General features: G+C 70.1%; 14 protein-coding genes. 9 read left to right on the top strand and 5 right to left on the bottom strand.

From position 1 onward, the window contains the following. Positions 1-108: 108 nt before the first annotated feature. The 3 genes from AB0C16_RS38680 to AB0C16_RS38670 are packed head-to-tail and all read left to right on the top strand — an operon-like array spanning position 109 to position 3,758. A complete protein-coding gene (locus AB0C16_RS38680; protein WP_357690883.1) occupies positions 109-1,170 on the top strand; it encodes an ABC transporter permease in 1,062 nt (353 codons plus the stop codon). Then, complete coding sequence (locus tag AB0C16_RS38675) at positions 1,167-2,588, top strand: S41 family peptidase (protein WP_357690881.1); 1,422 nt, start codon at positions 1,167-1,169, stop codon at positions 2,586-2,588. The genes AB0C16_RS38680 and AB0C16_RS38675 overlap by 4 nt, the downstream gene beginning before the upstream one ends. Positions 2,589-2,600: 12 nt before the next feature. Further along, positions 2,601-3,758, top strand: coding sequence for an alpha/beta hydrolase (locus AB0C16_RS38670; RefSeq protein ID WP_357690879.1), 1,158 nt, complete (start codon positions 2,601-2,603; stop codon positions 3,756-3,758). A gap of 294 nt (positions 3,759-4,052) precedes the next feature. Here the strand turns inward: AB0C16_RS38670 and AB0C16_RS38665 are convergent, their stop codons facing one another. Both AB0C16_RS38665 and sigJ read right to left on the bottom strand, forming a co-directional pair. Beyond that, positions 4,053-4,409, bottom strand: a complete 357-nt coding sequence (locus AB0C16_RS38665; RefSeq protein WP_357690877.1) for a Tn3 family transposase — start codon at positions 4,407-4,409, stop codon at positions 4,053-4,055. 119 nt (positions 4,410-4,528) lie between these two features. Beyond that, a complete protein-coding gene (sigJ, locus tag AB0C16_RS38660) occupies positions 4,529-5,410 on the bottom strand; it encodes an RNA polymerase sigma factor SigJ (RefSeq protein WP_357690875.1) in 882 nt (293 codons plus the stop codon). Between the two features lie 215 nt (positions 5,411-5,625). Here sigJ and AB0C16_RS38655 point away from each other — a divergent pair, with 215 nt between their 5' ends. Both AB0C16_RS38655 and AB0C16_RS38650 read left to right on the top strand, forming a co-directional pair. Further along, positions 5,626-6,783 carry an FAD-dependent oxidoreductase gene (locus AB0C16_RS38655; protein WP_357690873.1) on the top strand — a complete coding sequence of 386 codons (1,158 nt, stop codon included), beginning with the start codon at positions 5,626-5,628 and terminating at the stop codon, positions 6,781-6,783. A gap of 102 nt (positions 6,784-6,885) precedes the next feature. Further along, entirely contained in the window at positions 6,886-7,239 is a 354-nt protein-coding gene (locus AB0C16_RS38650) for a DoxX family protein (protein WP_357690871.1), read from the top strand. A gap of 1,048 nt (positions 7,240-8,287) precedes the next feature. On the opposite strand, the gene AB0C16_RS38645 is transcribed toward AB0C16_RS38650, so the two are convergent. After that, entirely contained in the window at positions 8,288-8,746 is a 459-nt protein-coding gene (locus AB0C16_RS38645; RefSeq protein ID WP_357690869.1) for a MarR family transcriptional regulator, read from the bottom strand. 167 nt (positions 8,747-8,913) lie between these two features. On the opposite strand from AB0C16_RS38645, the gene AB0C16_RS38640 reads away from it, so the two are divergent. From AB0C16_RS38640 to AB0C16_RS38630, 3 genes are read left to right on the top strand one after another with little or no spacing between them, the layout of a single operon-like run. After that, on the top strand, positions 8,914-9,384 hold the full coding sequence (locus AB0C16_RS38640) for a CocE/NonD family hydrolase (protein ID WP_357690867.1): 471 nt from the start codon (positions 8,914-8,916) through the stop codon (positions 9,382-9,384). Continuing rightward, positions 9,381-10,385 carry a reductase gene (locus tag AB0C16_RS38635; RefSeq protein ID WP_357690864.1) on the top strand — a complete coding sequence of 335 codons (1,005 nt, stop codon included), beginning with the start codon at positions 9,381-9,383 and terminating at the stop codon, positions 10,383-10,385. Before AB0C16_RS38640 ends, AB0C16_RS38635 begins: the two co-directional genes overlap by 4 nt. A gap of 16 nt (positions 10,386-10,401) precedes the next feature. Next, positions 10,402-11,547 (top strand): FAD-dependent monooxygenase, encoded by a 1,146-nt coding sequence (locus AB0C16_RS38630; RefSeq protein ID WP_357690862.1) that lies wholly within the window; start codon positions 10,402-10,404, stop codon positions 11,545-11,547. Between the two features lie 336 nt (positions 11,548-11,883). Here AB0C16_RS38630 and AB0C16_RS38625 read toward each other — a convergent pair whose 3' ends face one another. Continuing rightward, positions 11,884-13,041: an epoxide hydrolase family protein gene (locus AB0C16_RS38625; RefSeq protein ID WP_357690860.1), complete on the bottom strand. Its 1,158-nt coding sequence runs from the start codon at positions 13,039-13,041 to the stop codon at positions 11,884-11,886. A gap of 62 nt (positions 13,042-13,103) precedes the next feature. Here AB0C16_RS38625 and AB0C16_RS38620 point away from each other — a divergent pair, with 62 nt between their 5' ends. Continuing rightward, positions 13,104-14,153, top strand: a complete 1,050-nt coding sequence (locus tag AB0C16_RS38620) for a WYL domain-containing protein (protein WP_357690858.1) — start codon at positions 13,104-13,106, stop codon at positions 14,151-14,153. Here the strand turns inward: AB0C16_RS38620 and AB0C16_RS38615 are convergent. Further along, a complete protein-coding gene (locus AB0C16_RS38615) occupies positions 14,064-14,483 on the bottom strand; it encodes a hypothetical protein (RefSeq protein WP_357690856.1) in 420 nt (139 codons plus the stop codon). The genes AB0C16_RS38620 and AB0C16_RS38615 overlap by 90 nt on opposite strands. Between the last annotated feature and the right edge of the window lie 468 nt (positions 14,484-14,951).

Genomic DNA, 14,951 nt, shown 5'->3' with positions numbered 1-14,951 from the left:
CCACGACCCCGCCTGGACGGTCACCCAGCTCAGCCTGGAAGACCTCGTCCTGGCCTACATGGACAAGCGCACCGCCGACAACCGGCGAGCCGTCCTGGAGGTGCAGCGATGATCTGGCTGACCTGGCGCCAGTTCCGCGGCTCGGCCGCGATGATGGCCGCCCTGCTCGTCATCCTCGCCACCGCCCTGGCCCTGACCGGCCCCGGCTTGGCCTCCGACTACTCCGCCGGGATCGCAGCCTGCACCCAGGACAACACCTGCGACCGCTTCTACGACCGGTTCTTCGGCGGGCACGAGACCTCGTTCATGGCCCTGTCGCTCGTCGTGCTGCTCCTGCCCGTCCTCGCCGGGCTCTTCTGGGGAGCACCGTTGATCACCCGCGAGCTGGAGTCGGGCACGCACCTGCTGGTGTGGAACCAGAGCGTCACCCGCGGCCGCTGGCTGGCGGTCAAGCTCGGGCTCACCGGCCTGATGGCCGCGGCCGCCGCCGGCCTATGCGGACTCATGGTGAGCTGGTGGTCCGGCCCCCTGGACGAGTCGGCCGCCGAGGGCATGGCCCTGATGGCTCCCCTGGTGTTCGGTGCGCGCGGCATCGCCCCGATGGGGTACGCGGCCTTCGCCTTCGTCCTCGGCGTGACCGTGGGCATGATGGTGCGCCGCACGCTGCCCGCCATGGCCCTCACGCTGGCCGTTTTCGCCGCGATCCAGCTCGCCATGCCGACGCTGGTCCGTCCCCATCTGATGTCACCGGTGACCGCGACCTTCGAGCTCGGCATGGCGAACATGGAGAGCCTCAGCATCCCCGGGGAGGGAGGCGCGGCCCCGCGGCTGTTGTTGAGGGAGGCCGTTCCCGACCAGCCGGGTTCCTGGGTCCTGACCAACGAACTGCTCGACCCATCCGGACGCGTGATCTCCGGCGGCAGCAGCGGTGCCGGAGCCGTCATCAATGTCTCCTCGACGTCGGGACCATGCGCACCGGGGAATGCGGCGGCGGGCGCCGGGGACGGCTGCTTGGGCGAGGTCAACCGCCTCGGCTACCGGCAGCAGGCGACCTACCAGCCCCTTGAGCGCTTCTGGCTGTTCCAGTGGATCGAGACTGGGATCTACGCCCTGCTTACCGCCGGCCTGACGTGGTTGTCGTTCTGGTGGATCCGGAGGCGCCTGTCATGACCGTGTTCAGGGCCGCGACCGCCGGGCTCGCCCTCGTCCTGGCCGCGGCCTGTACGGCGCCGACGGCGCCGCGCAGCGAGTCGAGCGCGGCAGGCAGTACGGTCTGCGCGCCGCCTCAGGACCGTCTCCCGGCGCAGACGCCCACCACGATCGACGTCATCGAGCAGGCGTACCACTGCATCCTCGGCAACTACTACAGCGGCGCCACGCTGGACGCCCGCTCGCTGCTGACCGCCGGGTTCATCGCGTTGACGCGGGAACTCAACCTCAACGGACGTGATGTCTCCGAGGCGACCATGCCGGCGCTGACCGGTGACCGGGAAGCCGACTGGACCGCTTTCGAGGCCGTCTATCGGAAGGTTACCGCTCAGGTCCCCGACCTGAGCGACAAGCTGGCCGTCGTCACCCTGGAGGCCATCGTGGCCGCCCTCGGCGACAATCACGCCAGATGGGTGCACGACGTCGGAGGGCAGCCCCCCGACTACTATGCCGGTGACGGTTACGGCCTGGGTCTTCAGGCGAGCGTCAACGGACCTCAGGTGAACGGCAACCCCGGCGCCGCACTTCCCCCGCTGTTCGTCACCACCGTGGAGGGCGGCGCGGCGCAGGCCACTGGAGTGCGTCCGGGCGACATCATCGAATCGATCGACGGATCGGCGCCCTTCATCGACGGGAAGCCCACCCCCGCGATCGCCGCCCTCTACCCGCAGTACCCCGAAGCCGACCCGGTCGAGCTGCAGCTTTTGCGGCAGAGCACCGGCCGCCGCTGGAGCGTGACGCTCAAGCCCGGCGTTTACCAGCGGGATCTGGCCACCCTGCAAGGGGTGACGTCGAAGCTGCTGGAAGACGGCACCGCCTATGTGCGGTTGCGCGGGTTCGCTCCCGACGCCGCGGACCGGGTCTTCAAGGCGATCTCCCGGCTGCGCACCGGCCGGACGCTCACAGGTGTCGTGCTGGACCTGCGGGGTAACGGCGGCGGCAGCGCCCCTGAAGCGATCCGGCTGGTGAGCGCTTTCGTCCATGGCAAGGTCACCGCCTACCTGTGCACTGTGGACGCCAAGTGCGAAGCCCTGCGGACCGACGACACCGTCGAACTGCTCAACCTGCCGCTGGCAGTGCTCACCGACCGCAGTTGCGCCTCGGCGTGTGAGCACTTCAGCTCCGCGGTCAAGGACCTGGGTATCGGCCACCTGGTCGGCACTAGGACCGCCGGTGTCATCTCCGGCCCCTCGGAGCCGTTCCAGCTCGGCAACAACACCATGCTGGCCTTCCCCCTCAGGCACCATCTGGGGCCCGATCGCGAGACGCTCGACCGGATCGGCGTGCCGCCCGACCACTACGTGCCCCTGACCCCGAAGGACGCGACCGCCGGGCGCGACCCCGCCCTGGCCAAGGCGCTGACCCTGCTGGAGAAGTGAATGGACCTCTCGATGAGACAGATCCTGGCAGTAGCCGCAGGGCTGGTCGTCCTCGCCGCGTCCGCCTGCTCCGCGCCCACGGCGCCCCGGTCGGCTACCAGCCCGTCGGCCACGCCCACCGGTCCGGCCGTCCTGCCCGCGCCTACCGGCGACCATCCGGTCGGCACCACCATCCTGTATGTGAACGACACCTCCCGCCCCGATCCGTGGAACCTCGACGTCCAGACCAGGGAGCTCAAGGTCACCCTGTGGTACCCGACCGAGCAGGAGGACGGGGAGCGGGCGCCGTACATGACGCCGAAGGAGTCGGAGCTCTTCCTGAGGGGCTCCGAGATCGCGGGCGTGCCGTCCGACACGCTGAGCAAGACGCGGACGAACGCCATCGAAGACGCCGAACCCGCAGGGGAGAAGCTTCCGCTGGTGGTGCTGTCCCCCGGCTTCACCAATCCGATGATCACTCTCACGTCCCTGGCCGAGGACCTGGCCAGCCGCGGGTACGTCGTGGCCGGCATCGACCACACCTACGAGAACTACGCCACCATCTTCCCCGGCGGGCGGGTCGCCGAATGCCTCGCCTGCGACAGCGACACCGACCCGGGCTTCGGCACCAGGGTGGTCCAGGGACGGGCGGCCGACGTCTCCTTCGTACTCGACCAGCTCCCATCGAAGTGGGACGGCGCCAGTCTGATCGACCGCTCCAAAATCGCGATGGCAGGCCAGTCGATGGGCGGGGCCAGCGCCATGGCGGCCATGCTGAAGGACTCCCGCGTGCGCGCCGGCATCGACATGGACGGCACTACCTACGCCCGCATCCCCAAGAGCGGGTTCTCCCGGCCGTTCATGTTCCTGGGTTCGCCGCAGCACACCCCCGGCAGCCGCGACAATTCATGGGACCGCGACTGGAAGCTGCTGACCGGGTGGAAGCGCTGGCTCGTGCTGTCGGGCGCGGAACACCAGTCCTTCACCGACGGCCCGCTGATGGCGGGCGCCCTCGGCGTCAAGCCTGCCTACGGCGTTCTGCCCGCGGCGCGCGTCGCCGAGCTCACCCGCACCTACGTGGCAGCCTTCCTCGACCAGCACCTGAAGTCCAAGCGGCAACCCCTCCTGGACAAGCCATCCTCGCGCTACCCCGAGGTCAAGTTCTGCCCCGCGACCTGCGGCCAGTCCTGAGGCCCGGCGAACCCTGACGCCATCAGGGGATGCTGACATCTTGGGCAGGGAGCTCTGAGGCCCCACCGGCCGACACCCCGGAGCGGTTCAGCGCGACCACCGGCCAGGCCGTCTTCTGTAACGAGCAACCCCAGCCGGCTCGGCCCGGCGCATGGGCCCCTTGCCAGCAGCCCTCGATCCCAACGCGGTCACCGGGCGGGCCGACGGCTTCTCCGCCCAGTGCACCGGCTGGCCGCCGCCGGTGCACCAATCCGTTCCGCGCGTACCCAACCATGCCACCGAGCTCGAGTCGTACTACAACACGGGCCCCATCGCTAACGGCTGCGACGGACCGAGCTGGTCCTCCATGCCGCGCTCGTAGCTGCGCCGCAGCTGGCCTAGGTTGCCGAAGTAGACCGCGCGGGCCAGTCCGTTGCGGCCCTCGCCGACATTCAGCTGAGCGCCCATCATCCGCCGGTAGTCCTCCAGATGGGCCACGTGCAGCAGGTGCATCGACTTGAAGATCCGCCCGTAGTGCGCGAACGCGCGCCCCAGGCTGGTAGTGCGGCCCTCGGCCGTCATCATCCGGATCAGGTCATAAGCCCGCACCTGATTGGTGACCAGCGACCCGGCGACCTGAAGCATGTCCGGCCAATGCTGCTTGATCGCCACGACGTTCTCCCGGTACCCAGCAGAGCACGGATCTCGCGTGCGTGCTCATGCTGGGTCGGCAACCGCTCCCGGTAGTGCTTGATACAGGAGGGGGGCCATCTCCATTCATGATCTCGCATCTAGGAACGCGCCGTCCACGACCGGAGCTTGTCGGGGTTACGCACCACCCAGATGTGCTTGATCCGGTCGCCCTCGACATCGAACGCCACCACCGTCACGATGGCGCCGTCCTGCTCGGCCACCAGGCCGGGCCTGCCGTTGACCGTCCGCTCCAGGACCGTCAGGTCGCGTTGCCTGCCGGCGAGGTTGACCAGCGAGCGCACGATCTGCGCGGCGCCCTCGATCGGGCGGAGCATGGTGCCGACCCGGCCGCCGCCATCGGCGATCACCGTGGCGTCGGGGTCGAGAAGCGCGATGAGGGCGTCGATGTCCTTGGCCTCCCAGGCCCGCTTGAACTCCCTGACGACGCGGGCCTGCCGTACCGCCGGAGTCGCGGGAACCTGCGCCGCGCCGATGCGGCGGCGGGCCGAGAAGGCCAGTTGGCGACATGCCGCGGGCGTACGGCCGACGATCTCGGCCACTTCGGCGAAGGAGTAGCCGAAGACGTCGTGCAGGATGAACGCGACGCGCTCGGCCGGAGTCATCGATTCGAGCACGACGAGGAAGGCCATGTTGACCGATTCGTCGAGCGTGACCCGGTCGGCCGGGTCGACGGTGATGCTGCCCGGCCGCTCGCTGTTCCACTCCGTGAGGTCGGGCAGCGGCTCGGGAATCCACTCGCCCACGTAGCTCTCGCGCCGAACCCGTGCCGAACCGAGCAGGTCGAAGCAGATCCGGGTGGCGACCTTCGTCAGCCAGCCGCCGGGGGATCCGATGGCCTCTTGCTGCGCCGGGGACATGGAGTACCAGCGGGCGTAGGTCTCCTGGACGACATCCTCGGCCTCGGCCATGGAGCCGAGGAGCCGGTAGGCGACATTGATCAGCAGAGCCCGTTCGCTCATGATCGCGCTCACGCCTGGATCCGGGGTGGTCATTGGGTGCCGCACTTCCTTCCTCGTCTCCGCCTTCATCAGTACGACGAGGCAACGGCGCGGAATGTCAGGTCGGCGCGTCGCCTGACATTCGGCCGGGGTGCGTCGTCGTACTGGTGGGACACCCCGCGCCGGCGCAGGCTAATGCCTCACAACACCGCTGTGATCGAGAAGGGAACCTCGCCATGTCCAACAACAAGGTCGTCGTCATCGGTGGCGGTTACGCCGGAGCGCTCGCGGCCAACCATCTGCGGATGCGTGCCGACGTCGACATCGCCCTGGTCAATCCCCGCCCGGAGTTCGTCGAACGGGTCCGGCTGCACCAGTTCGTGGCCGGCACTGGCCAGGCCACCGTGGACTACGGCACGCTACTGGGCGAGGGCGTCCGGCTGGCCGTCGACAGCGCCGCGGTCATCGACACCTTCGCCCGCACGGTGCTCCTGGCGTCCGGCCGCACGCTGGACTACGACTACCTGATCTACGCGGTTGGCAGCACCGCGACGATACCGCCGTCGGTGCCCGGCGCCGCCGAGTTCGCGTACGGCATCGCCGAGTTCGAGTCCGCGCAGCGGCTGCGCACCAGGCTGGAGGAGCTGCCCCTCGACGCTCCCATCACCGTGGTCGGCGGCGGGTTGACCGGCATCGAGACGGCCGCCGAGCTGACCGAGCAAGGACGCGCGGTCACGCTGGTGTGTGGCCGGAGCCTGGCTCCGTCATTCAGCCCGTCAGGCCGCCGGGCCGTGGCCAGGTGGCTGTCCCGGCACGGTGTCGCGGTGCTCGAGGATGCCATGGTCAGCGAGGTTCGGCCGGACGCGCTCGTCTTCGCCGGCGGCGCGGCGCGTACGAGCGCGCTGACCATCTGGGCGGGCGGTTTCGGTGTGCCGGAGCTGGCGGCCGCGAGCGGGCTGCAGACCGACGAGCTCGGCCGGCTGCTCACCGACGAGACGCTGACCAGCATCGACGACGACCGCATCGTCGCGGCCGGCGACGCCGCCGCTCCGTCGGGGCGGCCGCTCCGGATGAGCTGCTACGCCGCCGGGCCGCTCGGGGCGCAAGCCGCCAACACCGTGCTGAGCCGCATCGCCGGGACCGAACCGGCGGTGATCAGCCTGGCCTTCTCGGGGGCGTGTGTCAGCCTCGGCCGGCGCATCGCCGTACGGCAGATCGCCCACAAGGACGACACCGCGATGAACGCCTACGTGGGCGGCCGTATGGGTGCGGCGATCAAGGAGTTCACCTGCAGGTTCGCGGTGACGAGGATCCGCCGCGAGGCCAGCAAACCGGGTTCGGCCATGTGGCTGAAGGGCGGCCCGCGCCTCGAACAGCCGGCGCCCGCGGTGTGAGGGGTCTGACGCTCGATGAGAAGGCGTCGCCTGACATTTCCGGCTGTTGTTTCGTCGGACTAATGAGACACCAGGGCGACAATCAACCATAAAGGAGTGCTCATGTTCGCTGCCTACGTCACGGTCACCATCTTCGCCTCGCTGCTGTACGGCAGCGCAGCCGTGGTCTACCTGATCGGACACGAGTTTCCCAAGGCGCAGGCGGACATGAAGCGCTTGCCACGGTCGTGGGTGCCGGTGTTGGGCATGATGCTGGCGGCGGGCTCTCTGGGGTTGCTGGGCGGGTTCCGCGTGCCGATGCTGGGGACACTCGCTGCGAGCGGCCTCGTGCTGTACTTCGTTGGCGCGCTTCTTGCACACCTGCGAGTGGGTTCCCGCAAGCTCGCGAATTGGGCGGGATTCTTTGCCACCGCTGTTGCCGCGCTGGCCGTGAACCTCGCCTACAACTGGGCGTGATCCTGGAGACCGGGGTTGAGAAACAGAGGTCGGCGCGCACGCCGCAGACGGACCCTTTCGCCTTGGACGACCGCGAGCCGTCCAAGGACATCCGTCATCTCCCGGGGCGGCTCTGTGCCTGCCGATAATGCCATCCCCGCAGGTCATGTGGCTTGCACCGGTGATCCTTGCGAATGGGGTCAAGAAGGGGCGACCCCCATGCCTCATCGGCGATCCCGGAACCGGCAATTCGCACCTGCTCATCGCCCTCGGAACAGAGGCCGCCATGAAGGGCTACCGGGTCCGGGGCTGCGGAGGAACTGCTGATTCCTGAGCCAGACAAGGTCCTGCGGGTCGATGACCAGCAGAAAGACTCTGCTGCCGCCTCCTCGGGGAGCGGGCCAACGGTGATGCCCAAGCGCCGTGACGGGCGCAGCCTGCCGCCGGTGTGATGGGTCACATCGCGCCGGATAGGGCAGCGGCCAGTCGCGTGGCCTGTTTCGCCTGGGGCGTGCTCCCGGGCCGGTACTGCCGCGCCTGTTACACCTTCGGCCAGCTCCACCAGGTCAGCGAGTGCACCTGCTGCCACCGCGCCTGGCCCCGCCCTTGGGGCTGGGCCTGCTGCTGCGTGAGCTGTCAGCCCTGCCCGTGCGCCAAGTCCTGACGGGCCTGACCACCACCGAACGTGCCACGCTGGCTGGGCTGTTCACCCTGATGCGCTCGGGCCGCGGTTTCGTCGCCGACATGCTTCCCGTGCTCGACTGCGCCGGACAAGCCGACCAGTCCGCGCTGGTCATCGCCACCCGCCTCGACAGATCGGCGCCCTTCGCCTACGCCGAGTCCCTGGCTTCGACCATGCCGAACGCCGAACTGGTGGACACCCAGGCCGACAGCCACATGATCTGGTTCGGCCCTGACCGCCCCGCATCGCCGCGAAGATCCGCGAATTCCTCGCCACCGGCTGAAGCAGCCATCGCTTCGGGAGTCTCAGGCTATCCGCTCACACGAAAATGCACCCCGGCCGGGGCTGAGCGCATCGACCTCGGCCAGGCGGGATCGGCGGGTTGGGTCAGCCGCTCTGCTGGTGCCAGCGGTCCAGCAGAGCGGGCAGCTCACCGAGCAGAAAGTCGTAGAAGGCGTGCATCTGCGCCAGGCGCTGACGGGCAGGATCGCCCTCGTCGGTGGCGGCGATTCCGGCGGCCGCGGCTTGGAGCATGGCCTGGATGACGGTGTTCTGGCTGGTGAACAGGGTGGCCCAGGCGTCGTCGCGGAGCCGGTAGTGCTCGCGGCGGCTGCCGGGTGAGGGCAGGCGTTCGATCAGGCCGACCGTCAGCAGGGATTTGATCGCGCCGGAGACCGAGCCCGCGCTGGCCTCCAGCCGCTCGGCGATCTCGCCTGCGGTGACGCTGTCCTGGTCGGTGAACAGGAAGATCGCCAGGGTGCGCGCGGACATGCGCTGGAGCCCGCCTTCGATCAGGGTCAGGGCCAGCCGTTCGGCCGCCTGCCACTGCTCATGCCTGTCGTTCACATGTGCCTCCTTGCGGAAGCAGAATATCGAATACACCGAGAGTTCAGAAATTTCTGAAAAGTCGGTATAGTTCTCGTATCGGCCTCTCGCGGGAGGTTCGATGGTGTGCCGGGAAGCCTGGTCGGCGATGTGACAGCTCATCTACGTCGACAGGAAGGTGACCGGCCATGACCCTGCTCAGCCGCTTGTACGGCGTGCGCCCCGCCCTGCGTCACCGGGTGCGCGTGCGGCGCAACGTGGAGATCCCGGCCGCCGATGGTGTGCGGCTGCTGGCCACGCACTACTACCCGGCGGGCCAACGACGTCCGCCGCTCGTGCTCTTGCGCAGCCCGTACGGCCGCGGCAACGCCCTGGACCGGCTCCCTGCGATGCTGGCCGAGCGCGGCTACCAGGTGCTGTACCAGAGCCTGCGCGGCACGGCCGGATCCGGGGGCCGCTTCGACGGGTTCGTCATCGACCCGGCCGACGGCGACGGAACGCTGAGCTGGCTGCGCGCCCACCCACGCTTCGGCCGCAACCCCGGCGCCGGCGAACCCCTCGCGACCGGGCGAGACCTGCGCGCCTCGGAACACGAGATCTTCCACGACCACCAGCACCCGTCAGCCCTCTGGCTGCCCCTCATCCCAGGAGCGTCATGAAACTGCTTGTCCTCGGCGGCACCCACCACGTCGGCCGCGCTGTCGTGGAGACCGCGCTGCAGCGCGGCGATGAGGTGAGCACGCTCAACCGCGGGCTCAGCCGCGACCCCGCTCCCGGGGTGCGGGCGCTCATCGCCGACCGCACAGAGCCTGAGTCCGTACGGCTGGCGCTGGGCCGCGAGGAGTGGGACGCGGTCATCGACACCTGGGCCTGGGCACCCCGAGTGGTGCGCGACAGCGCCCGCCTGCTGTCCGGCCGAACCGCGCACTACGGCTACGTCTCCAGCCGAGGCGTGCACCGCTGGCCCTGGCCCGCGCATGCGAACGAGCAGGCGCCCCTGGTCGACGGCGACCCCGCCAGCACGGACGACGCCGACTACGCCGCGGCCAAGCGCGGCGGCGAACTCGCCGTCCTGGAATCCTTCCCCGGGCCGGCGCTGCTGGCCAGGGCGGGGATGATCCTGGGCCCGTATGAGGACGTCGGCCGCATCCCGTGGTGGCTGCGCCGCCTGGAGAAGGGCGGGCGCGTCCTGGCTCCCGCTCCGGCCCAGATGCCGCTGCAGTATCTCGACGTCCGGGATCTGGCCGCCTGGATGCTCCAGTCGGCCGAACGCGGGCTGAGTGGCGCCTTCACCACGACCGGCCCGCCGGGCGCGATCACCCTCGGGGACCTGCTCACCACGGCGCTGGAGGTCACCGGCTTCGACACCGAACTGGTGTGGGCCCAGCCGGAACTGCTCCTGCGGCACGGCCTGCCGCTCGGCATGGAGCTCGGGCTACGCCTGCCGGACGGCAGCGCGCCGAGCGGCATGCATGACGCCGACGTCAGCGCCGTCCTGGCCGAGGGGCTCACCACGCGCCCGATGCGCGACACCCTTGCCGACACCTGGACCTGGCTGCAGACCGAAGGCGACCCGACCCCCCGCGCCGACGCGCCCTCGCCCGACACCTGGCTGGATGCCGCCGCCGAACAGCGGCTTGTCGACCAGCTCTCACGTTAAGGAAGAACTCCCTTTCATGCGCGCCATCATCATCGGAGCCGGCATCGCCGGCCTGGCCACCGCCCTGCGCCTGCACCAGATCGGCTGGGACACCCTCATCATCGAACGCGCCCCGGCCCGCCGTGGCGGCGGCTACGCCGTCACCTTCGGCGGCATCGGCTACGACGCAGCCGAACGCGTGGGCATCCTGCCCGACCTGCTCAAGAAGGGCTTCATCACCGACGAACTCGTCTACCACAAGCCGAACGGCGAACGCCGCTTCTCCCTCGACCGCGCCACCATCGCCGCCACCACCGGCCCCCGCTCGATCACCATCCTGCGCGGCGACCTGGAAGCCGTCCTGTACGAAAAGGTCGAGGGCCACGCCGAGATCCGCTTCGGCGCCAGCCTGACCGCCGTCGACCAGGACGAGCTCACCGTACGCGTGACCTTGACCGACGGCAGCATCGAGGAAGGTGATCTGCTGATCGGCGCCGACGGCCTGCACTCGGCCACCCGCGCCCTGCTGTTCGGCCCGGAAGAGGACTTCCTGCTCGACCTGGAGCACAAGGTCGCCGTCTACATGCTCGACAAGTGCCCCGCCACCATCGCCACCGGCGCCACCGGCACCCTGTCATCCAGCGGCCGCACCGCCGCGGTCATCAGCATCCCCGACGGCCGCAACGTCGCTTTCTTCGGCTACCGCACAAGCCACGCCCGCCCGGGCGAAGACGTGGCCACTGAACTGCAGCGCGTCTACGGCGACCTCGGCTGGGTCATCCCCGAAGCCCTCGCCGGCCTCCAGCGGGCCGATTCGGTCTACTTCGACACCATCAGCCAGGTGGTCGCACCGTCCTGGAGCAAAGGCCGCGTGGTCCTGCTGGGCGATGCCGCCTGGTGCGTCACCCTGTTCGCCGGGTACGGCTCCTCCCTTGCCGTCGGCGGCGCCGACAGGCTCGGCACCGAACTGGCGGCCCGCCCCGGCGACATCCCCGCCGCGCTGGCCGCGTGGGAGGCGGCCATCCGGCCCGAGGCCGAGCGTAAGCAGAAACTCGGCCGCCGGGTCAAGGGCGTCTACGCCCCCACCAACCCGCTCCTGCTGTGGCTGAGCCTGCTACCGCTGCGCTTGGCCGCGCTCCCGCCGGTGCGCCGCTACATGACCCGCCGCTTCATCAAGGGCTGAGCCGCCTGGCTGTCTGGCCGAGCGGGCCGGCCCTCCGCTCCCGAACGTGGCCCCCCCAAAGCAGGAATTGATCTTTGGTGGGCGCCTTCGAGGGCCTGTCGGGATTAGACCGTCTGCCGACACTCCACCGGGAAACTACGAGGTCGCAGGTGGTGAGCCCGCTCACGCGCGTCCGGCCCCGCGATCCCGATCGTGATGCGCTCATCGGTCGCGTGATAACTGGTCAGAGACGGAAGGCGTGCCGACCGAGCTCCAGGCCGCAGCCGGGCCGCAGCCGGACGGCGTCCGTCCCGGCCGGACGGCGTGACGCGGAGCCGGCCGGACCAGGAGGAGAAGTCAGGCGAGCGCGCGGAAGAAGGCGCGCACGTCGGAGACGAGCAGGTCGGGCGCCTCCAGGGCGGCGAAGTGGCCGCCGCGGTCGAACTCCGTCCAGCGCACCACGTTGTGCGCCTGCTCGGCGAGCGGGCGCACGGAGAAGTCGGTGGTGAACACCGCCGCGGCCGTGGGCACGGTGCCCCGCTCCCTGGGCCGCCACATGCCCGGGTCGTTGAACCGCTCGAAGTAGGTGTGGGCGGCCGAGCCGGCCGTGCCGGTGAGCCAGTAGACGCTCACGTCGGTGAGGATCCGGTCGCGGTCGACCGCGTCCTCCGGCAGCTTGGCCGCCGGGTCGGTCCACTCGTAGAACTTCTCCACGATCCAGGCCAGCTGCCCCGCCGGGGAGTCGAGCAGGGCGTGGGCGATGGTCTGCGGCCGGGTGCCCTGCATCTGCATGTACGCGCCGGAGCGTTCCTGCCACCGCTCCATGCCGGCCAGCCGCTCGCGTTCCACCTCGTTGAGCGACGCCATCACCGCCGGATCGCCCGTCGGGAACGTGAGCAGGGCGTTGACGTGCACTCCGATGACCCGCCCGGGCGCGGCGCGGCCCATCAGCGGGGCGATGAACGCGCCGACGTCGCCGCCCTGCACGCCGTAGCGCTCGTAGCCGAGCCGGGTCATCAGCTCGGTCAGCGCCGAGGCGGTGCGGCCGTCGGTCCAGCCGGTGCCGGGCAGCGGACCGGAGAAGCCGTAGCCGGGCAGCGACGGGATCACCAGGTGGAAGGCGTCGGCGCGGTCGCCGCCGTGCGCCACCGGGTCGGTGAGCGGGCCGATCAGGTCGAGGAACTCCACGACGGAGCCCGGCCAGCCGTGCACGAGCATCAGCGGGGTGGCGTCCGGCTCGGCTGACCGTACGTGCATGAAGTGCACGTTCGCGCCGTCGATGGTGGTGGTGAAGTGCGGGTGGGCGTTGAGCTCCGCCTCGTGCCTCCGCCAGTCGTAGCCGTCGGCCCAGTGGGCGGCCAGCTCGCGCAGGTAGGAGGTCGGCACGCCGCGCTCCCAGCCGGTGCCCGGCAGGTCGGGGGCCCATCGGGTGCGGGCCAGCCGCTCGCGCAGGTCGTCGAGGTCGGCCTGGGGGATGTCGATCCGGTACGGCCGGACGGTGCTGTCGTTGGTCATGCCACGACCGTAGAAGCCATTGGTGTCAGGTTCTGGCACCAATGGCGGGCAGAATGGGACGCATGCTGGAGACCTCGGCGCGTCTGCTGCGTCTGCTGTCGCTGCTTCAGGCGCGGGGAGACTGGACCGGCGCCGAGCTGGCCGAGCGGCTTGAGGTCGGTCTGCGGACCGTGCGGCGCGACGTCGAGCGGCTGCGCGAGCTGGGCTATCCGGTCGACGCCACGCCCGGGGCGGCGGGCGGCTACCGGCTGGGCGTGGGCGCGGCCCTGCCGCCGCTGCTGCTCGACGACGAGGAGGCGGTGGCGGTCGCGATCGGGCTGCGCACGGCCGCCACCGGCAGCGTGGCCGGGCTGGAGGAGAGCTCGGTACGGGCGCTGGCCAAGCTCCAGCAGGTGCTGCCCGCGCGCCTGCGTCACCGGGTCAGCGCCTTCGAGGCCGCCACGGTCGCGCTGACCGGGCCCGTACGGGGTGGCTCCGGCGTGGCCGCCGACCTGCTGGCCGTGATCGCCGGGGCCTGCCGCGACCACCGCCGGCTGCGGCTGCGCTATCCGGGGCGCGAAGGCGTGACCGTGCGGACCGTCGAGCCGCATCGCCTGGCGCACACGCCGCGCCGCTGGTATCTGCTGGCCTGGGACGTGGACCGCGCCGACTGGCGGACCTTCCGCGTCGACCGGATCGAAGGCCCGCTCGGGCCGCCGGGCGCCCGCTTCACCCCTCGCACTCCGCCCCAGGAGGACGTCGCGGCCTACGTGTCACAGGCCATCTCCTCGGCGCCCTACCGCTACCGGGCGCGCATCCTGTTCCACGCCCCGCTGGAGGCCGTGGCCCCGCGCACCTCACCCGCGGCCGGACGGCTGGAGCGCCTCGGCGCCGGTGCCTGCGTGCTGCACACCGGGTCCAACTCGCTGGAGGAACTCGCCCTGTACGTCGCCGTCAAGGGCTTCGCGTTCGAGGTCCTCGACCCGCCCGACCTGCTGCCGGTGCTGCGTGCCCTGTCCGCCCGCCTGCTGGCGGCGGCGGGCTCAGGTGCGGGCGGCGAAGTCCTTGGCCTCCTGGCCGTGCACGATGAGCGCGTACAGGACGACCACGTCGATCGCGATGACGGCCAGTGACCACCACGGGTTGACCGTGATCCAGGTGAGCTGGGTGAGCGCGTTGAGCATCACGAGGACGACCGCCGCGATGCGCGCCCAGATCTGCCCTCCGAAGACGGCGACGCCCGCGACGACGAGCAGCACACCGAGCGCGAGGTGCACCCAGCCCCACCCGGTGACGTTGAACAGCAGCAGCCGCCTGGCCGTCTGGACGTAGATGTCGCCGCTGAAGATGGCGTAGAGGCCCGAGATCGCGTTGAACAGGCCCGACATGATCATCATGAGGCCCGCGAACCACACCCAGCCCACCCAGCCGGTGATGTGCTGCTGCCGTGTTTGATAGGTCATGACGAAATCCCCCCGAAGACGGGCCCATCACGCTCTCCGTGGATGGCGTGACAAGCCGGACCATGTTCCGACAGTACTGATGTGAGTGCGTCCAAGACTTTTGGCGAGGTAAATGTTGTTACTGGGGGTTTTTGTGCTCTCTGTGATGGCTCTGGCGGGGCCGTTTCTGGTACGTGCGCCTCGGTGGGCGGCAGATGCTCTGGATGGTGATCAGCCGCCCGGGCCCCGCTGACGTCGTTGTAGCCGACCGTGGCCATCGTCGCGATCGGTGTGACGCAGCGAGGTCGATGCGTTTGTCCAGGCCGGTGAGCGGGGTGCGGGTGGCTGGTGTGGTTTCCGTGGGTTCCGCGGAGGCGGGTGGGCGTTCCGGCCGACCGCGATTGCCCGGGGTCTGGTGCTTTTGGCCTTCGGCCTTGTTGCGGGCGCGGGGGTAACTGGCACGGTCTTAAGTCGGCCGGAACGCCCACC

Source organism: Nonomuraea sp. NPDC048916, from assembly GCF_040649575.1.
GTDB lineage: Bacteria > Actinomycetota > Actinomycetes > Streptosporangiales > Streptosporangiaceae > Nonomuraea.
This window is presented reverse-complemented; position numbering and strand designations above follow the sequence as displayed.